The sequence below is a fragment of the Enterobacter sp. HSTU-ASh6 genome, assembly GCF_026319105.1.
Taxonomy (GTDB): Bacteria; Pseudomonadota; Gammaproteobacteria; order Enterobacterales; family Enterobacteriaceae; genus Enterobacter; species Enterobacter sichuanensis.
The window spans coordinates 157,596-176,129 of sequence record NZ_WSPD01000004.1 but is presented as its reverse complement, the minus strand read 5'-3'; the positions used below and the strand labels follow the sequence as shown (position 1 = coordinate 176,129).

The window sequence follows — 18,534 nt, the reverse complement described above, 5'->3', positions numbered from 1 at the left end:
TACCGAGCCGCTACGATACGCTACCTCACCGGAGGATCCACCATGACGTATCGCAGTAAAGTTGCCGCTGTCTATCTGCTGGGCTTTTTCCTTGATTTGATCAACATGTTTATGGCCAGCGTCGCGTTCCCAGCAATGGCTCACGCCTTTAACGCCACGCCTTCTGCCCTCGCTTGGGTCAGTAACGGATACATTGCCGGCCTGACGCTGGCGATCCCTTTCAGCAGCGTGCTCACGCGCCGCATCGGGCCAAAGCGCGTCATCCTGCTCTCGCTTTTTCTGTTCAGCGCAGCCTCCGCAGCGGCGGGCTTGTCTGCAACGCTTGAAGGTCTGATCGCCTGGCGAGTACTCCAGGGCGTGGGAGGAGGCTTACTGATCCCCGTCGGACAGGCGCTGACCTGGCAACAGTTTAAACCTCACGAGCGTGCCAGACTCTCCTCGGCGGTGATGCTGGTCGCGCTGCTTGCCCCGGCCTGCTCCCCTGCTATCGGGGGACTGCTGGTGCAGACGCTGAGCTGGCGATGGATCTTTTTCGCCACGCTTCCGGTGGCTATCGTGACCTTCGTTCTGGCCTGTCTGTGGCTAAAACACGAAAAACCCACGATGAACGCAACCAGACTGCTAAACCTGCCTTTACTCGCAAACCCGCTTTTGCGTTTTTCCATGCTTGTCTATTTGTGCGTCCCCGGCGTATTTATTGGGGTGAACGTCACGGGCATGTTTTATCTTCAGCACGAGGCGAACATGAGCCCCGCCGCAACGGGGATGCTCATGCTGCCGTGGTCTGTGGCATCGTTTCTCGCCATCACGGCGACGGGACGTTATTTTAACCGTATTGGCCCCCGGCCGCCGATCGTCATCGGCTGCCTGTTGCAGGCGGCGGGTATTTTGCTTTTGATTGACGTCAGTTCGTCAACGCTGTTGCCTGCCGTCGCGTTTGCCCTGATGGGCGCGGGGGGAAGCCTGTGCAGCAGTACGGCTCAGAGCAGCGCGTTTCTGACAACGCGCCGGGACGAGATGCCGGATGCCAGCGCGCTGTGGAATCTCAATCGTCAGCTGAGCTTTTTTGCCGGTGCCCTGGTGCTTGCGCAGGTGCTGAACCTGGCGCAGGCGTGGCTGCCCCCACACGCCGCCTGGCATGGGATGTTTATTTTTGCCGCAGGCATAACCTTGCTGCCTGTACCGTACGTTTTTCGTCTTAACAATACGCAGGTGCTAAACCAGCTGCGACAGGAGAACTCATGACGCCTTTCGAACACGATATTATCGACCTCCACATCGCGCTTGAAGAGTGGTTAGGCAAAGGTGAAGGCGAGGCCAACGCCCTGCTCGCCCGTTTCCATCCCGATTTTCTGATGATCCCTCCGGGGGGTGTCCAGGTCGACTATCACGGCCTGGCCAGCTTTCTGGAACAACAGCGTGGAAGCCGCCCTGGACTGAACATCGTTATTGACGAATTAACCACCATCCAGAGCGGCGATCGGGGTGCAGTGCTTCACTACCGGGAGACACAAACCCGGCCAGAGCAGCCCGTCAACGTGCGCTGGTCAACCGCGGTGCTCAATCAGGAAGGCGATCGGATAACGTGGCGTTTGCTGCACGAGACGGCGACGCAGCCGTGACACAAAAGAAAAAGGCCCGTCTCACGACGGGCCTTTTTTGACGAAAGGTTGCTTATTCGCGGAACAGCGCTTCGATATTCAGACCTTGCCCCTGCAGGATTTCACGCAGACGGCGCAGACCTTCAACCTGAATCTGACGAACACGTTCACGGGTCAGGCCAATTTCACGGCCGACATCTTCCAGTGTCGCAGCTTCATACCCCAGCAAACCGAAACGACGTGCCAGCACTTCACGCTGTTTGGCGTTCAGTTCGAACAGCCATTTGACGATGCTCTGCTTCATGTCATCGTCCTGCGTGGTGTCTTCCGGGCCGTTGTCTTTTTCATCAGCCAGGATGTCCAGCAGCGCTTTTTCGGAGTCGCCACCCAGCGGGGTGTCAACGGAGGTAATGCGCTCGTTGAGACGCAGCATACGGCTTACGTCATCAACCGGTTTATCGAGTTGTTCGGCAATTTCTTCTGCGCTTGGCTCGTGGTCCAGTTTATGGGACAACTCGCGCGCGGTGCGCAGATACACGTTCAACTCTTTGACGATGTGAATCGGCAGGCGGATCGTACGGGTCTGGTTCATAATAGCCCGTTCGATGGTCTGACGAATCCACCAGGTCGCGTAGGTTGAGAAACGGAACCCGCGTTCCGGGTCAAACTTCTCAACTGCGCGGATGAGACCTAAGTTGCCCTCTTCAATCAGATCCAGCAGAGCCAGACCACGATTGCCGTAACGGCGGGCAATTTTCACGACCAGTCGCAGGTTACTTTCAATCATGCGACGACGCGAGGCCACATCACCACGCAAAGCACGACGTGCGAAATAGACTTCTTCTTCGGCCGTTAGCAGTGGGGAGTAACCAATCTCCCCAAGGTAAAGCTGAGTCGCGTCCAGTACACGCTGTGTGGCGCCCTGCGATAACAGCTCTTCTTCAGCCAAATCGTTATCACTGGGTTCCTCTTCTACTAAGGCTTTTTCGTCAAAAGCCTCTACTCCGTTCTCATCAAATTCCGCGTCTTCATTTAAATCATGAACTTTCAGCGTATTCTGACTCATAAGGTGGCTCCTACCCGTGATCCCTGGACGAGACACCCTGGCTGGCATGCCCCGTCAAATTATCGCTGCGGCAAGTACTGCAGCGGGTTTACGGATTTCCCCTTGTAACGAATTTCAAAATGCAAGCGTGTAGAACTGGTTCCGGTGCTACCCATGGTAGCGATTTTTTGCCCCGCCTTAACTTCTTGTTGTTCCCGGACCAGCATTGTGTCGTTATGGGCGTAGGCACTCAGGTAATCATCGTTGTGTTTGATGATGATAAGATTACCGTAACCGCGCAGAGCGTTACCGGCATACACAACGCGTCCGTCTGCGGTCGCGATGATAGCCTGTCCTTTACTCCCTGCGATATCGATCCCTTTATTTCCCCCTTCGGAGGAAGAGAAGTTTTCGATAACCTTGCCGTCAGTTGGCCAGCGCCATGCAGAGATTGGCGAACTGGATGTCATACTGCTGGCAGTCGGTTCAGTAGAGCTAACCACAGGTGCCGTTACCGGTGCTGTGACAACAGTCGCAGTCCCTTTATTATTCGGCAACATTTTGTTAGCAGTCTGATCACCTGAATCCTCAGAATACGTAATTACAGGTTGTGAAGCAACCACCGTGGTGGATTTTTGTGCAGGCTTAACGCTGTTATTTTGCGCGGTCACGTCGGCTGCGGAAACGGTGTTGCCAGGCGTAAGCGGCGTACCCGTTGCGTTGCCAACCTGCAGCGTTTGCCCGACTTCCAGACCGTATGGGGCCTGCACGTTATTGCGCTGGGCGAGGTCACGGAAATCGTTCCCGGTGATCCAGGCAATATAGAACAACGTATCGCCACGCTTCACGGTATAGGTGCTGCCACCGGTATAACTGCCTTTCGGAATGTTCCCATACTGGCGGTTATAGACTATGCGGCCATTTTGGGTCTGAACAGGTTGTTCAACTGGCTGAACCTGCATTGGCTGTGTAACAGGATGTTGCACAGGCTGAATTTGTGGTGTTTGCTGCGGTGCAGCAGTGCCCATTTTAGGTGGCGGCGTGATTAACATTCCGCTGGACGTGTTACCGGAGCCGCTGTTTCCGCCGACGGAACTGACGGGCGCAGGCGCGTTATTAGAACTTGTGCAACCTGCCAGCCAGAGCGAAACCAGTGATAATGCCGCAACACGGCTGATGGTGAATTTAGGGCTTCCCGCGCTCATTTATCCCCCAGGAATGTGTTAACTACCAGTGACTTAAAATTTACCGTGATGGCACGAATCTTTCGCGCCACACCATACGCTGAATTTGCCTTAATAACCCTGGATAATTCCGAGTCTCAGGCTAACTCCCCCTTTACCAGAGGCACAAAGCGCACGGCTTCCACGGTATCGATAATAAACTCGCCGCCGCGGCGACGAACGCGCTTCAGAAGCTGCTGCTCGTCCCCGACGGGCAGAACAAGAATGCCCCCCTCATCCAGCTGCGACAACAGTGCCACAGGTATTTCAGGTGGGGCCGCCGTCACGATAATGGCGTCAAACGGGGCGCGAGCCTGCCAACCCTGCCATCCATCACCGTGTCGTGTCGAAACATTATGTAAATCAAGTTGTTTCAGGCGGCGACGCGCCTGCCACTGTAAACCTTTAATCCGCTCAACGGAGCAGACATGATGTACCAGATGCGCCAGGATCGCGGTCTGATACCCCGACCCGGTACCGATCTCCAGCACGCGGGAGTTGGGCGTGAGCTCCAGCAGTTCGGTCATGCGCGCCACCATGTAGGGCTGCGAAATCGTCTGGCCCTGTCCGATAGGTAGCGCCACGTTTTCCCACGCTTTGTGTTCAAACGCCTCGTCGACAAATTTCTCACGCGGAACCCGGGCGAGCGCGTCAAGCACGTGCTCGTCGCGGATCCCCTGCGCGCGGAGTTGCTCCAGAAGAGTTTGTACACGTTTGTTTACCATTGCGCGTTCACTCCTGCGCGATCCAGCCAGCCCGACACCACATCATGCGCGCTATACGCGGTTAAATCTACGTGCAACGGCGTCACCGAAACATAACCTTCATCCACGGCGGCAAAGTCGGTATCCGGGCCCGCATCGCACTTCTCGCCGGGAGGACCAATCCAGTAAAGCGTGTTGCCGCGCGGATCTTGCTGCGGGATCACCTGATCGGCCGGATGACGGCTTCCGCACCGGGTGACGCGAATGCCTTTAATCTCACTCAGGGGCAGATCCGGCACGTTGATATTGAGGATGCGTCCGGTGCGCAGCGGCTCGCGGCTGAGGGCCCGCAGGATCGAACAGGTCACCACGGCGGCGGTATCGTAGTGGGTGTGGCCGTTTAACGAGACCGCCAGCGCCGGAAACCCGAGGTGACGCCCTTCCATTGCCGCCGCCACGGTACCGGAGTAAATCACGTCATCGCCGAGGTTAGGCCCGGCATTAATACCGGAGACGACAATATCCGGACGCGGCCGCATTAGCGCGTTCACCCCCAGAAAAACGCAGTCGGTTGGCGTGCCCATCTGCACGGCAATATCGCCATTTTCAAACCTAAAGGTGCGAAGCGACGACTCCAGCGTCAGCGAGTTAGACGCTCCACTGCGGTTACGATCGGGAGCCACGACCTGCACATCCGCGAATTCGCGGAGGTGTTTCGCCAGCGTCTGAATGCCTGGCGCGTGGATCCCGTCATCGTTACTCAGCAATATTCGCATAATCACCCGACGTGTTGATAAGTTCCCTGACAACACTGGTGGCAAAGCTACCTGCCGGCAGCCAGAAACGTAACTCGACGGTCACGTCATCCCACCAGTTCCAGCTTAACTGCTGCGGATAAAGCAGCATCGCGCGGCGTGCTGCGTCGACTTTTTCCCGCACCAGCAAGGATTGTAATGCCTGCGCATCCGCAACGGCAGACTGCTCCGCCGTCAGGGCTTCGCCCTGGGTTCCCCAGTCGCCTGTACCGGGCAACGCAGCGGTAATCATCAGCGCTTTGGCGTCCACGCGCGACTGTACATCGGCCATCTCTTCGGCCGTTGCCACAAACCAGCTTCCGCGTCCCGCTAATTGTAGCGCATCGCCAACAACAACTTGATTCGCGTCCGGTTTTTTCAGCCTTTCGCTCACAATCTGATTAAACAACGCACTGCGGGCCGCCGACAACCAGAAACTGCGTTTATTCCTGTCACGAACCGGCGCATCGCTTTGTGCCCAGCGCAATGCGCCCTGCAGGTTACTGCCGCCGATCCCAAAACGCTGCGCGCCAAAGTAGTTCGGCACGCCCTGCGCGCTGATGGCATTCAGGCGTTTCTCCACGTCATCGCGGTCGGTCACTTCACGCAGCACCAGCGTAAAGTCGTTACCTTTCAACGCCCCCAGACGCAATTTGCGCTTGTGACGGGCATATTCCAGTACCTTACAGCCCTCAAGTTCAAATTTGCTTAAATCAGGCATCGCATTGCCGGGCACGCGGGCGCAGAGCCACTGTTCCGTGACGGCATGTTTATCTTTCTGACCAGCAAAGCTCACTTCGCGGGCATGAATTTTGAGGAATTTTGCCAGAGCGTCGGCCACAAAACGGGTATTGCAGCCATTTTTAAGAATGCGCACCAGGATATGTTCGCCTTCGCCATCCGGCTCAAAGCCCAGATCCTCCACCACGAGGAAGTCTTCAGGGCTGGCTTTCAGCACCCCATGCCCCTGCGGTTTACCGTGCAGGTAGGTCAGGTTGTCGAAATCTGTCATTTGCTCGCCTTCACCAGCAGCGCCACGGCTTCACAGGCAATACCTTCACCGCGGCCAGTAAAGCCCAGCTTCTCGGTGGTCGTCGCTTTGACGTTGACGTCGTCCATATGGCAGCCCAGATCTTCAGCAATAAACACGCGCATCTGCGGAATATGCGGCAGCATTTTCGGTGCCTGGGCAATAATCGTGACGTCAACGTTGCCGAGGGTGTAGCCTTTCGCCTGAATGCGGCGCCACGCTTCGCGCAGCAGCTCGCGGCTGTCCGCCCCTTTAAAGGCCGGGTCGGTGTCCGGGAACAGTTTGCCAATATCGCCCAGCGCCGCAGCGCCCAGTAAGGCGTCGGTAAGCGCATGCAGCGCCACGTCGCCATCAGAATGCGCCAGCAGCCCTTTTTCATAAGGAATGCGCACGCCGCCAATGATAATTGGGCCTTCTCCGCCAAAGGCGTGTACATCAAAACCGTGTCCAATTCGCATTATGCCTTCTCCTGATGGGTCGAACGGGTAAGATAGAATTCCGCGAGCTGTAAATCTTCCGGACGCGTCACTTTTATATTATCAGCACGTCCTTCAACCAGCGTTGGGTGGAAACCGCAATACTCCAGCGCCGAGGCCTCGTCCGTAATGGTCGCCCCTTCATTCAGCGCTCGCGTTAAGCAGTCATGGAGTAATTCGCGGGGGAAAAATTGTGGCGTCAGCGCGTGCCATAAATCGACGCGCTCAACAGTGTGGGCGATCGCCGCTTTGCCCGGCTCGGCACGCTTCATGGTGTCACGCACAGGGGCAGCCAGAATGCCACCCACCCGACTGGTTTCACTCAACGCCAGCAGGCGAGCGAGATCGTCCTGATGCAGACACGGACGCGCCGCGTCATGTACCAGCACCCACGGCGCGTTTCCGGCAGCCTGAATGCCTGCCAGCACGGAATCGGCGCGCTCGGCACCGCCATCGACAACGGTAATCTGTGGGTGATTGGCCAGCGGTAACTGCGCGAAGCGCGCATCGCCCGGGCTGATGGCGATGATCACCCGCGTCACCCGTGGGTGCGCCAGCAGCGCCGCCACGGCGTGCTCGAGGATCGTTTTATCGCCAATAGAGAGGTATTGCTTGGGACATTCTGTCTGCATGCGCCGGCCAAAACCTGCGGCCGGCACCACGGCGCATACGTCCGAAAAAGTTACTGCCATGTCGTAATCCTGGGCCTGATTATCGATTGTTTTGTGCTGAGCCCTGATTGCGTTTAGACGCATCCGGAACCAGACGATAAAAGGTTTCGCCCGGCTTAGTCATACTGAGTTCATTGCGTGCGCGTTCTTCAATCGCCTCTTGCCCGCCATTGAGGTCATCAATTTCAGCGAAGAGTTGATCGTTTCGCGCCTTAAGTTTGGCGTTTGTTGCCTGCTGAGCCGCGACGTCATCACTCACCCGGCTATAGTCGTGCAGTCCGTTCTTACCGAACCACAGCGAATATTGCAGCCAGATTAGCAAAGCCAGCAACAGCAGCGTTAGTTTACCCATCCTGCCCCCTGAAAAACGGCATCCTCATCCCAAGACTTCCCCAGAGCACAACGCCGGGGTAACAGAGATGCCGCAACATCGCGGGCAAATGTACCACATTTTTTCCGCAGAATCGTCCTGCACAATATCGCCACACAGTTGGTTACGGTTTGAATTATGGCTGAAGTTAGCCCATGAGCCACAAAAATAACAGGCCAAACATCAGAACCACCGTCACAATCGTGATCGCGATACTGTACAGGAGGCGGCCATTGAGCAGCGAGTGCAGCGCAATGCCGACAACCACCGCCACGGGCATTAACGCCAGGAAGAAAGGCCAGGTGTAGAGAAAGAAGAACAGCGTGTTACCGCCGTAGATGAGAAACGGAATGCCAAGCGCCAGCAACCATGAGACGAAGCCAATGATGGCCCCAGGAAATGACCAGGTCGTCTCGTCGTCGGTCGCAAGCGGCTCCGACCCGGTGGTGATGATGTAATTTTCACTGTTGCGCATAGCTAATCCTGTGACCGTGACTCATCGTTCGGGAAGACAGCTCCCGAACGATACCGTCTCAGGATCTGATAATATCGTCCCGTCTGAGCAGGTCTAATAATTGGCTTACTAAATTTGTTACCAATTGTTGACCTTCCAGGTGAATCTCAGGCGATTCAGGCGCTTCGTAGACCGCGTCAATGCCGGTGAAGTTGCGCAGTTCACCGGCACGGGCTTTTTTGTACAGCCCTTTCGGATCGCGAGCTTCGCAAACCTCCAGCGGGGTGTCGACAAACACTTCGATAAAGCGATCCTGACCCACACGTTCGCGCACCATCTGGCGCTCGGCGCGGTGCGGTGAGATAAACGCCGTCAGCACCACCAGCCCGGCGTCCGCCATCAGGCTGGCGACCTCCCCGACCCGGCGGATGTTCTCTTTACGATCGTCATCGCTGAACCCCAAATCGCTGCACAGGCCGTGGCGCACGTTGTCGCCATCCAGCAGGTAGGTGCTTACTCCCTGCTGATGCAACGCCTCTTCCAGCGCCCCGGCGACCGTGGATTTACCGGAGCCAGAGAGCCCGGTAAACCACAGCACAACCCCACGGTGGCCGTGGAGCTGTTCGCGCTGGGCGACGGTGACCGGATGAGGATGCCAGACGACGTTCTCATCATGGGCGGCCATTACTTACCTCCCAGCAGATCGCGTGCGCCCCAGTGCGGGAAGTGCTTACGCACCAGCGCGTTCAGCTCCAGCTCAAAGGCGCTGAATTCCGAGGCCACGCTCGCCTGCTCGTTTGGCTCGCGCACCATACCCGCGCCGACGGTAACGTTCGTCAAGCGGTCGATAAAGATCAGCCCGCCCGTCACCGGGTTCTGCTGATACGGATCCAGCACCAGCGGTTCGTCGAAGGTTAGATCGACCAGACCAATGCCGTTCAGCGGCAGCTCGGTGACCTCGCGCTGGGTCAGGTTGTTAATGTCCACCTGGAACTGAATGCCGTCCACGCGGGCGCGGGTTTTCTTGCCGGCAATTTTGATGTCATAGCTCTGACCCGCGGTCAGCGGCTGCTCCGCCATCCATACCACGTCCACGGAAGCACCCTGCACGGCCGCCAGCGTTTCCTGGGCATCCACCAGCAGGTCTCCGCGACTGATATCAATCTCGTCTTTCAGTACCAGCGTTACCGCTTCACCGGCGCCCGCTTCCTGCAGGTCACCGTCAAAAGTAACGATACGGGCAATGGTTGATTCCACACCGGATGGCAGCACCTTGACGCGTTGCCCCACCTTCACGACACCCGAAGCGAGGGTACCGGAGAACCCGCGGAAATCGAGGTTCGGACGGTTGACGTACTGCACCGGGAAGCGCATCGGCTGGGTGTCGACCACGCGCTGGATCTCAACGGTCTCCAGCACTTCCAGCAGCGTCGGGCCGCTGTACCACGGCATGTTCGCGCTCTGGGAGGCGACATTGTCCCCTTCCAGCGCCGAGAGCGGCACAAAGCGAATGTCGAGGTTGCCCGGCAGCTGTTCAGCAAAGGTCAGGTAGCTCTGGCGGATCGCGTCGAACGTCTCTTCGCTGAAGCTCACCAGATCCATCTTATTGATGGCCACCACCAGGTGTTTGATCCCCAGCAGCGTGGAGATAAAGCTGTGGCGACGGGTCTGATCCAGCACGCCTTTACGGGCGTCGATCAGCAGGATCGCCAGGTCACAGGTCGACGCACCGGTCGCCATATTGCGGGTGTACTGCTCGTGCCCCGGGGTGTCGGCGATAATAAATTTGCGCTTCTCGGTGGAGAAATAACGATAGGCCACGTCGATGGTGATGCCCTGCTCGCGCTCCGCCTGCAGGCCATCTACCAGCAGCGCCAGGTCGAGTTTTTCGCCCTGGGTACCGTGACGCTTACTGTCGTTATGCAGGGAAGAGAGCTGATCTTCATAAATCTGGCGCGTATCGTGCAGCAGGCGGCCAATCAGGGTACTTTTCCCGTCATCCACGCTGCCGCAGGTCAGAAAACGCAGCAGGCTTTTATGTTGTTGCGCGTGCAGATACGCTTCCACGCCGCCTTCTTTGGCAATTTGTTGAGCAATAGTGGTGTTCATGGCGGCTCCTTAGAAATAACCCTGACGTTTCTTCAGCTCCATCGAGCCTGCCTGGTCGCGGTCGATCACGCGCCCCTGTCGCTCGCTGGTGGTCGACACCAGCATCTCTTCGATGATCTCCGGCAGCGTCTGCGCGCTGGATTCCACCGCGCCGGTCAGCGGCCAGCAGCCCAGGGTACGGAAACGCACCATCTGTTTTTTGATCACTTCCCCCGGCTGCAGGTCGATACGATCGTCGTCGATCATCATCAGCATGCCGTCGCGCTCCAGCACCGGGCGTTCAGCCGCCAGATACAGCGGAACGATCTCGATATTTTCCAGATAGATGTACTGCCAGATATCCAGCTCGGTCCAGTTGGAGAGCGGGAAGACACGAATGCTTTCGCCTTTGTTGATCTGACCGTTGTAGTTGTGCCACAGCTCCGGACGCTGGTTTTTGGGATCCCAGCGGTGGAAGCGGTCGCGGAAGGAGTAGATGCGCTCTTTGGCGCGGGATTTCTCTTCGTCACGGCGCGCGCCGCCGAAGGCCGCATCAAAACCGTATTTATTCAGCGCCTGCTTCAGCCCCTCGGTTTTCATGATATCGGTGTGTTTGGCGCTGCCGTGCACGAACGGGTTAATGCCCATCGCCACTCCTTCCGGGTTTTTATGCACCAGCAGCTCACAGCCGTAGGCTTTCGCGGTACGGTCGCGGAACTCATACATCTCGCGGAATTTCCAGCCGGTATCTACGTGCAGGAGCGGGAAAGGCAGCGTACCCGGATAAAACGCTTTACGCGCCAGATGCAGCATGACGCTGGAATCTTTACCGATGGAGTACATCATCACCGGGTTAGAAAACTCGGCGGCCACTTCGCGGATAATATGGATACTTTCCGCTTCAAGCTGTCGCAGGTGAGTAAGACGTTTTTGGTCCATAACCGTTCCTTAAGCCAAATTTATGACAGAAGCACCGAAGCCTTCTGTGTCGGTTGTGTGCTGAAACCAGGCGAGCGTGCTGTGCAGTTGCACCACTTCCCCAACCACAATCAGGGCGGGCATCGGGGCGTCTTTCGCCAGGGTTGCAAGTTCCTGAAGTGTGCCGACAGCAACGTGCTGATCGACGCGCGTACCGCGGGAAATCACGGCGACTGGCGTCGTCGCCTCACGGCCGTGCTGAATAAGCTGTTCGCTGATGTCCGCCGCCTTCATGGTGCCCATGTAGATAGCCAGCGTCTGTCGGCTCTGGGCGAGGTGCGACCAGTCAAACGGCGTACTGTCCGCCTTGTAGTGGCCGGTCACAAAGGTCACGCTCTGGGCGTAATCGCGATGCGTGAGCGGAATACCGGCGTAGGCCGTTACCGCAGAGGCTGCCGTGATGCCTGGCACCACCTGGAACGGCACGCCCGCTTCGGCTGCCGCCTGCAGCTCTTCACCGCCGCGACCAAAAATAAACGGATCGCCGCCTTTCAGGCGCACCACGGTTTTGCCCGCTCTGGCGGCCGCAATCAGCATCTGGTTGGTGTCATGCTGGGGGACAGAGTGCTCGCCTGCCCGTTTGCCGACGCAGATTTGCTCCGCATCGCGACGGATCAGTTCGCGCACGCCGTCGGTGACCAGATGGTCATAGAACACCACGTCCGCATCCTGCAGTACCTGCAGGCCACGCAGCGTCAGGAGTCCGGCATCACCTGGCCCGGCCCCCACCAGAATGATTTCCCCGCCCGTGCTGCCGGGGTTATCCAGTTCGTCTTCGAGAATTTTTTGCGCCGCCGTCTCATTACCGGCATGCATCAGGCTGGCAAAGCGGCCGCGAAACACGCGCTCCCAGAAGCGACGGCGTTCCGTCACGCTGGTCAGGCGGGTTTTCAGATGGTTGCGCCAGTAGCTGGCTTTCTCCGCCATTCGTCCAAGGCTGGTTGGCAACAGCGCTTCGATTTTTTCCCGCAGCACGCGCGCCAGCACCGGTGCGGTGCCGCCAGAAGAGATAGCCACCAGCAGCGGCGATCGGTCGACGATTGAGGGGAAGATAAACGAGCATAAAGGCTGGTCGTCGACCACGTTCACCAGGCGGTAACGCGCCTGCGCGGCCTCGGAGATCCGCCGGTTGAGTTCGCGATTTTCCGTTGCCGCAATCACCAGCACCACGCTGTCGATCTGTGATTCGTCAAAATCTGCCTCTGCGACGGTCTGCACCTGCGCGCCCGCACGCTGCAGAAACGCGATTTTGCGATCGGCAATGTCACCGGTACCAACAACCAGCACCGGTTTCTCTTTAATCGCGGCAAATAAGGGCAGATAGTCCACAAGCAACAACTCACTCACAACAAGGAATAGAGGGACTATAGGGGGCGGCTTAGACCGAATGAAATTACGAATTGGAATGAGTAGTTACTCAATGGAATAACGCAATGAAAAAGCAAATATCAAAAAGTGCTTAACACGCGAAATTTCGGGCATTTAAGAGCAATTCAAATTGTGTATGGGCGATCACAGTTTCATACTAGGCGGGTTAAAATTTTGCTCTGTTTTTTAAGGACTCCCTATGTTTTCCGCAACGCGCCACCGTATTGCTGCCCTGGCGCTCGGCGTTTGCTTCATCCTTCCGGCTCAGGCAAAAAATCAACCGTATGGTGAAATCGCCAATATGCAGGCGCGGCATATTGCTACCGTCTTCCCCGGACGCATGACCGGCTCTCCGGCGGAAATGCTCTCCGCCGACTATATTCGTCAGCAGTTTGCCGATATGGGTTACCAGAGTGATATCCGTTCGTTTCACAGCCGCTACGTTTATACCTCCAGAAATAAAACCAAAAACTGGCATAACGTGACCGGCAGTACGGTTATCGCGGCGCATGAAGGTCGCGCGGCTGAGCAGATCATTATTATGGCGCACCTTGATACCTACGCCCCGCAGAGTGACGCAGATTCGGATAACAACCTCGGTGGGCTGACGCTGCAGGGCATGGACGATAACGCCGCAGGCCTGGGCGTGATGCTTGAGCTGGCCGAGCGGATGAAAGACATCCCGACAAAATATGGTATTCGCTTTGTGGCGACCAGCGGCGAAGAGGAAGGCAAGCTTGGCGCTGAGAATCTCCTTAAGCGCATGAGCGCAGAGGAGAAGAAAAATACGCTGCTGGTGATTAACCTCGATAATTTAATCGTCGGCGATAAGCTCTATTTCAATAGCGGACAGAGTACGCCAGGTACCGTGCGGAAACTGACCCGTGACCGGGCGCTGGCGATTGCCCGCAGCCATGGCGTTTATGCCACGACCAATCCTGGCGGGAACGCCAGCTATCCGCGAGGAACGGGCTGCTGTAACGACGGCGAAGTGTTCGATAAGGCCGGCATTCCGGTACTGTACGTGGAAGCGACAAACTGGTCGCTGGGCAAGAAAGATGGCTATCAGCAGCGGACTAAATCGAAAGCCTTTCCGGACGGGACAAGCTGGCATAACGTGATGCTGGATAATCAACAGCACATTGATAGCGCCCTGCCGCAGCGCATAGAGCACCGCAGCCGGGATGTGGTGAAAGTGATGCTGCCGCTGGTGAAAGAGCTGGCAAAAGCGGGGAAAGCGTAGAGCGGTATTTTCCCCTCACCCTAACCCTCTCCCCAAAGGGGAGAGGGGACGATTACACCCTCTCCCCTTTGGGGAGAGGGCTGGGGTGAGGGGGAGTGAATGAAATTACCCTTCGTGCAACCCGCACTCGCGCTTCAGCCCAAAGAATCGCGTCTCTTCTTCCGCCATTCCCGGTTCCCATTTGCGCGTGGTGTGGGTATCTCCCACTGACAGGTAGCCCTGATCCCACAGCGGATGGTACTTCAGCCCGTGTTTTTGCAGGTACTGGTACACCGTCCGGTTATCCCAGTCGATGATCGGCAGCACTTTAAACACCCCGCGCTGAACCGCCAACACCGGCAGCGTGGCGCGGCTGCCGGACTGCTCACGGCGCAGCCCCGCAAACCACGTCTGCGCGTTCAGCTCTTTTAGCGCCCGGTTCATCGGCTCAACCTTGTTGATCTCATTGTATTTCTCAATGCCCTCAACACCCTGCTCCCACAACTTGCCGTAGCGCGCCTCCTGCCAGGCCGCGCTTTCAGCCGCGCGGTAGACTTTCAGGTTCAGCCTGAGCTTGTCCGTCAGCTCGTCAATAAACTGGTAGGTTTCCGGGAACAGGTAGCCGGTATCGGTGAGGATCACCGGAATGTCCGGGCGGATCTGATTCACCAGATGCAAACTGACCGCCGCCTGAATACCAAAGCTCGACGACAGCACGTAGTCTCCCGGCAGGTTTTCCAGCGCCCACGCCACACGCCCTTCGGCGTCGAGCTTCTCCAGCTGAGCGTTGGTTTCTGCGAGTGCCAGAATGCGTTCGACTTTCGGCAATGCGTTAAGCGCGTTTAGATCGAGTACGGACATAAGAACCTCGTTTGCCTGTTTTGCCGGGCGGCACTGCGTTTGCCCGGCCTACAAAACCCGTAGGCCCGGTAAGCGAAGCGCCACCGGGCAAAGGATGGGTTACTCCCAGAAATCCCTGGCGGGATCGAGCACCGGGCGAATGATGCCCGCACGCACCGTAAAGTCGCCGAAGCCTTCACCCGCTTCGCGCTCTTTCGCCCAGCGCCCGACAAGCTCGTCGATGGAATCAAGAATTTCCGACTCGGTGATGTTCTCGCGGAACATACGCGGAATACGCGTGCCGATACGGTTACCGCCCAGGTGCAGGTTATAGCGCCCCGGCGCTTTCCCCACCAGGCCCAGCTCGGCGAGCATCGCGCGACCGCAGCCGTTCGGGCAGCCGGTGACGCGCATAACAATATGCTCGTCCGGAATGCCGTGTTTTTCCAGAATCGCTTCCACTTTGTCAGTGAAGGACGGCAGGAAACGCTCCGCTTCAGCCATCGCCAGCGGGCAGGTCGGGAATGACACGCAGGCCATCGAGTTTTCACGCTGCGGCTTCACCGCATCCATCAAGGCGTGTTCGCGCGCCAGCTTCTCGATCTTCGCTTTCTGGCTTTCCGGCACGCCGGCAATGATCAGGTTCTGGTTAGCCGTAATGCGGAACTCACCTTTATGGATCTTCGCGATTTCCAGCAGACCGGTTTTCAGCGGACGCCCCGGATAGTCCAGAATACGGCCGTTTTCGATAAACAGCGTCAGATGCCATTTATTGTCGATGCCTTTAACCCAGCCAATACGATCGCCGCGGCTGGTGAATTCGTAAGGGCGAATCGGCTCAAATTTGATGCCCGCACGACGCTCCACTTCCGCTTTGAACGTCTCCACGCCCACGCGCTCCAGGGTGTATTTGGTTTTCGCGTTTTTACGGTCGGTACGGTTACCCCAGTCGCGCTGGGTCGTAACCACCGCTTCCGCCACGGCCAGCGTATGCTCGAGCGGCAGGAAGCCGAACTCGCTCGCGGTGCGGGCGTAGGTTTTCTTGTTACCGTGTTCGATGGACAGGCCACCGCCCACCAGCAGGTTAAAGCCCACCAGCTTGCCGTTTTCGGCAATCGCCACGAAGTTCATATCGTTGGCGTGCAGATCAATATCGTTCTGCGGCGGGATCACTACCGTGGTTTTGAACTTACGCGGCAGGTAGGTCTGGCCGAGGATCGGCTCTTCGTCCGTGGTCGCGACTTTTTCCTGATCGAGCCAGATCTCTGCATACGCGCGGGTACGCGGCAGCAGGTGCTCGGAGATCTTCTTCGCCCACTCGTACGCTTCGGCATGCAGCTCGGACTCATACGGGTTAGAGGTGCAGAGCACGTTACGGTTCATATCGTTCGCGGTCGCCAGCGCGTCCAGCCCGACGGAGTGCAGCATCTGGTGCACCGGCTTCACGTTCTTCTTCAGAATGCCGTGGAACTGGAAGGTCTGACGGTTGGTCAGACGGATGCTGCCGTAGATCGTGTTTTCACCGGCAAACTTGTCGATGGCCTGCCACTGTTTGGTGGTGATTACCCCACCCGGCAGACGGCAGCGCAGCAGCATCGCATGACGCGGCTCCAGCTTCTGTTCCGCACGCTCGGCACGAATATCACGGTCATCCTGCTGGTACATGCCGTGGAAACGGATCAGCAGGAAGTTGTCGCCTTTGAAACCGCCGGTGAGACCGTCATTCAGATCTTCAGCAATGGTGCCGCGCAGGTAGTTGCTTTCCAGCTTCATGCGCTCGGCGTCTGTCAGTTTACCTTCGACCACCAGTGGCCCTGGATGTTTTTCGCTCATTAGTAGACATCTCGCTGATAACGGCGCTCAACGCGCAGCTCACTTAAAAATTCATCCGCCGCTTCGGCATCCATACCGCCGAACTCGGCAATCACTTCCAGCAATGTCTGCTCAACGTCTTTCGCCATGCGATTGGCATCGCCGCAGACATAAATGTGGGCACCGTCATTGATCCAGCGCCACAGCTCTGCGCCCTGTTCGCGCAGTTTGTCTTGTACGTATACTTTTTCTTTCTGATCGCGAGACCAGGCCAGATCGATGCGGGTCAGTACGCCTTCTTTGACATAGCGCTGCCACTCCACCTGGTAGAGGAAATCTTCCGTAAAGTGCGGGTTCCCGAAGAACAGCCAGTTTTTACCCGGCGCACCGTCTGCCGCACGCTGCTGCATAAAGGCGCGGAACGGCGCAATACCGGTCCCCGGGCCAATCATGATGACCGGCGTTTCCGGATTCGCCGGCAGGCGGAAGTTGTCGTTGTGCTCGATAAAGACGCGCACTTCGCCCTCTTCTTCTACGCGGTCAGCCAGGAAGCCCGATGCTCCACCCGTACGGGTGCGGCCTTCGATGTCGTAGCGCACCACGCCCACGGTGATATGCACTTCGCTCTCCACCTCGGCCTGAGACGAGGCAATGGAGTACAGGCGTGGGGTCAGCGGACGCAGCAGGCCGACCAGCGCCCCGGCATCCAGCTGCGCCGGAGAGAAACGCACCATATCAACAATCGGCGTCGTCGCCGCGTAATGCTGCAGCTTCGCTTTGTCGCCCACCAGCGGCAGCAGGGATTCACTGCGGGTTAAGGTGGCGTAATTTTCGACGATGTTCGGCGTGTTGACCGTCAGCTCGAAATGCCACTGCAACGCTTCAGAGAGGGGCAGCGTTTTGCCTTCCACGGTGACCGGCTCGTCGCCTTTCAGCCACAGCAGCTCAACCAGCTCTTTCACCAGCGCCGGATCGTTCTGATACCAGACCCCCAGCGCATCGCCAGGCTGGTAGCGCAGGCCAGAATCACCGAGATCGATTTCGATATGGCGCACGTCTTTTTCAGAATCGCGGCCAGTAATTTTCTGGTTCACCGACAGGCTTGCGGTCAGCGGCGCCTCTTTGGTGTACGGACTGGTGTGAATGTCGTTGACCGCCCCCGTCGCGGTGAACGCCGCCTGCGCCGACGTCGCTTTTGGCACGCGGGCTTTCAGCACCTCTACGATACGGGCACGCCATTCTGCTGCGGCGGTCTGGTATTCGACATCTGCGTCAACGCGGTCCAGCAGGCGCTCCGCGCCGAGCTCCGCCAGCTTACTGTCGAAATCTTTCCCGGACTGGCAGAAGAATTCATAGGAGGTATCGCCCAGGCCAAATACGGCAAACGCCGTGCCGTCCAGTTTTGGGGCTTTTTTCGAGAACAGGAACTTATGCAGCGCCACCGCTTCTTCAGCGGGTTCACCTTCACCCTGGGTAGAGGCGACAACCACCAGCAGTTTTTCCGACGCGATTTGCTTAAATTTATAATCCCCGGCGTTGACCAGGTTCACGTTCAGTTTGGCGGCCAGCAGGTCGTCACGCAGTGCTTCAGCCACGCGGCGGGCATTGCCTGTTTGCGAAGCGGAAATCAGGGTAATGGCCGGAATTTCAACGGCTGTTGCCGGTGCCCCCGCCACAGCGCCAGGCTGCTGATTGAGCATTCCCCAGAAATAACCGGAGACCCAGGCAAGCTGAGTGGGAGAAAAGTCAGAGGTGGCAGCCTGAAGACGCGCCAGTTGCTCCGGGTTCAGGGGAAGCAAATTTGAAGGTGGGGCCTGTGTTGTCATGCGTCGTTATGTTCCAGTAGCAAAGCGGAATT

The 18,534-nt window shown here is 57.6% G+C and carries 20 protein-coding genes; 4 read left to right on the top strand and 16 right to left on the bottom strand.

All coding sequences use genetic code 11. The features are described 5' to 3' along the window. The first annotated feature begins 42 nt into the window (after nt 1-42). Together GM298_RS06435 and GM298_RS06430 are read left to right on the top strand one after the other, a co-directional pair. Entirely contained in the window at nt 43-1,245 is a 1,203-nt protein-coding gene (locus GM298_RS06435) for an MFS transporter (RefSeq protein ID WP_126800615.1), read from the top strand. Then, a complete protein-coding gene (locus GM298_RS06430; protein ID WP_266153801.1) occupies nt 1,242-1,622 on the top strand; it encodes a DUF4440 domain-containing protein in 381 nt (126 codons plus the stop codon). The genes GM298_RS06435 and GM298_RS06430 overlap by 4 nt, the downstream gene beginning before the upstream one ends. Nucleotides 1,623-1,674: 52 nt before the next feature. On the opposite strand, the gene rpoS is transcribed toward GM298_RS06430, so the two are convergent. Then, nucleotides 1,675-2,667 carry an RNA polymerase sigma factor RpoS gene (gene rpoS / locus GM298_RS06425; protein WP_008499600.1) on the bottom strand — a complete coding sequence of 331 codons (993 nt, stop codon included), beginning with the start codon at nt 2,665-2,667 and terminating at the stop codon, nt 1,675-1,677. Between the two features lie 59 nt (nt 2,668-2,726). Next, on the bottom strand, nt 2,727-3,800 hold the full coding sequence (gene nlpD, locus GM298_RS06420; RefSeq protein WP_394805580.1) for a murein hydrolase activator NlpD: 1,074 nt from the start codon (nt 3,798-3,800) through the stop codon (nt 2,727-2,729). Between nlpD and GM298_RS23315 the strand changes: the two genes are divergently transcribed. After that, a complete protein-coding gene (locus tag GM298_RS23315; protein ID WP_369751013.1) occupies nt 3,742-3,873 on the top strand; it encodes a peptidase in 132 nt (43 codons plus the stop codon). The two genes, nlpD and GM298_RS23315, sit on opposite strands and share 59 nt — an antisense overlap. A gap of 94 nt (nt 3,874-3,967) precedes the next feature. Here GM298_RS23315 and GM298_RS06415 read toward each other — a convergent pair whose 3' ends face one another. From GM298_RS06415 to cysG, 11 genes are all read right to left on the bottom strand, one after another. Continuing rightward, nucleotides 3,968-4,594 carry a protein-L-isoaspartate(D-aspartate) O-methyltransferase gene (locus GM298_RS06415; RefSeq protein WP_025757075.1) on the bottom strand — a complete coding sequence of 209 codons (627 nt, stop codon included), beginning with the start codon at nt 4,592-4,594 and terminating at the stop codon, nt 3,968-3,970. After that, entirely contained in the window at nt 4,588-5,349 is a 762-nt protein-coding gene (gene surE / locus GM298_RS06410; RefSeq protein ID WP_266153800.1) for a 5'/3'-nucleotidase SurE, read from the bottom strand. Before surE ends, GM298_RS06415 begins: the two co-directional genes overlap by 7 nt. Then, complete coding sequence (gene truD / locus GM298_RS06405; RefSeq protein ID WP_025757073.1) at nt 5,330-6,379, bottom strand: tRNA pseudouridine(13) synthase TruD; 1,050 nt, start codon at nt 6,377-6,379, stop codon at nt 5,330-5,332. The genes surE and truD overlap by 20 nt, the downstream gene beginning before the upstream one ends. Further along, nucleotides 6,376-6,855, bottom strand: coding sequence for a 2-C-methyl-D-erythritol 2,4-cyclodiphosphate synthase (gene ispF / locus GM298_RS06400; RefSeq protein WP_008499607.1), 480 nt, complete (start codon nt 6,853-6,855; stop codon nt 6,376-6,378). Before ispF ends, truD begins: the two co-directional genes overlap by 4 nt. Continuing rightward, nucleotides 6,855-7,565: a 2-C-methyl-D-erythritol 4-phosphate cytidylyltransferase gene (ispD, locus tag GM298_RS06395; protein WP_025757072.1), complete on the bottom strand. Its 711-nt coding sequence runs from the start codon at nt 7,563-7,565 to the stop codon at nt 6,855-6,857. Before ispD ends, ispF begins: the two co-directional genes overlap by 1 nt. Before the next feature lie 19 nt (nt 7,566-7,584). Next, a complete protein-coding gene (gene ftsB / locus GM298_RS06390; protein WP_008499609.1) occupies nt 7,585-7,896 on the bottom strand; it encodes a cell division protein FtsB in 312 nt (103 codons plus the stop codon). 166 nt (nt 7,897-8,062) lie between these two features. Next, a complete protein-coding gene (locus tag GM298_RS06385; protein WP_266153799.1) occupies nt 8,063-8,389 on the bottom strand; it encodes a DUF3561 family protein in 327 nt (108 codons plus the stop codon). A 58-nt stretch (nt 8,390-8,447) separates the two neighbouring features. After that, the gene (gene cysC / locus GM298_RS06380) at nt 8,448-9,053 is read right to left on the bottom strand and encodes an adenylyl-sulfate kinase (RefSeq protein WP_021241908.1); all 606 of its coding nucleotides are present in this window, start codon (nt 9,051-9,053) and stop codon (nt 8,448-8,450) included. Then, entirely contained in the window at nt 9,053-10,477 is a 1,425-nt protein-coding gene (gene cysN / locus GM298_RS06375) for a sulfate adenylyltransferase subunit CysN (protein WP_025757070.1), read from the bottom strand. The genes cysC and cysN overlap by 1 nt, the downstream gene beginning before the upstream one ends. A 9-nt stretch (nt 10,478-10,486) precedes the next feature. Then, on the bottom strand, nt 10,487-11,395 hold the full coding sequence (gene cysD / locus GM298_RS06370) for a sulfate adenylyltransferase subunit CysD (RefSeq protein WP_006811770.1): 909 nt from the start codon (nt 11,393-11,395) through the stop codon (nt 10,487-10,489). A 9-nt stretch (nt 11,396-11,404) separates the two neighbouring features. Then, a complete protein-coding gene (cysG, locus tag GM298_RS06365) occupies nt 11,405-12,763 on the bottom strand; it encodes a siroheme synthase CysG (RefSeq protein ID WP_095441262.1) in 1,359 nt (452 codons plus the stop codon). A gap of 238 nt (nt 12,764-13,001) precedes the next feature. On the opposite strand from cysG, the gene GM298_RS06360 reads away from it, so the two are divergent. Next, nucleotides 13,002-14,045 carry an aminopeptidase gene (locus GM298_RS06360; RefSeq protein ID WP_025757068.1) on the top strand — a complete coding sequence of 348 codons (1,044 nt, stop codon included), beginning with the start codon at nt 13,002-13,004 and terminating at the stop codon, nt 14,043-14,045. 105 nt (nt 14,046-14,150) lie between these two features. Here the strand turns inward: GM298_RS06360 and cysH are convergent, their stop codons facing one another. The 3 genes from cysH to cysJ form a co-directional block, all read right to left on the bottom strand. Beyond that, a complete protein-coding gene (gene cysH, locus GM298_RS06355; protein ID WP_025757067.1) occupies nt 14,151-14,885 on the bottom strand; it encodes a phosphoadenosine phosphosulfate reductase in 735 nt (244 codons plus the stop codon). Between the two features lie 99 nt (nt 14,886-14,984). Next, entirely contained in the window at nt 14,985-16,697 is a 1,713-nt protein-coding gene (cysI, locus tag GM298_RS06350; RefSeq protein ID WP_266153798.1) for an assimilatory sulfite reductase (NADPH) hemoprotein subunit, read from the bottom strand. Next, nucleotides 16,697-18,502 carry an NADPH-dependent assimilatory sulfite reductase flavoprotein subunit gene (cysJ, locus tag GM298_RS06345; protein ID WP_266153797.1) on the bottom strand — a complete coding sequence of 602 codons (1,806 nt, stop codon included), beginning with the start codon at nt 18,500-18,502 and terminating at the stop codon, nt 16,697-16,699. The genes cysI and cysJ overlap by 1 nt, the downstream gene beginning before the upstream one ends. Nucleotides 18,503-18,534: the final 32 nt, after the last annotated feature.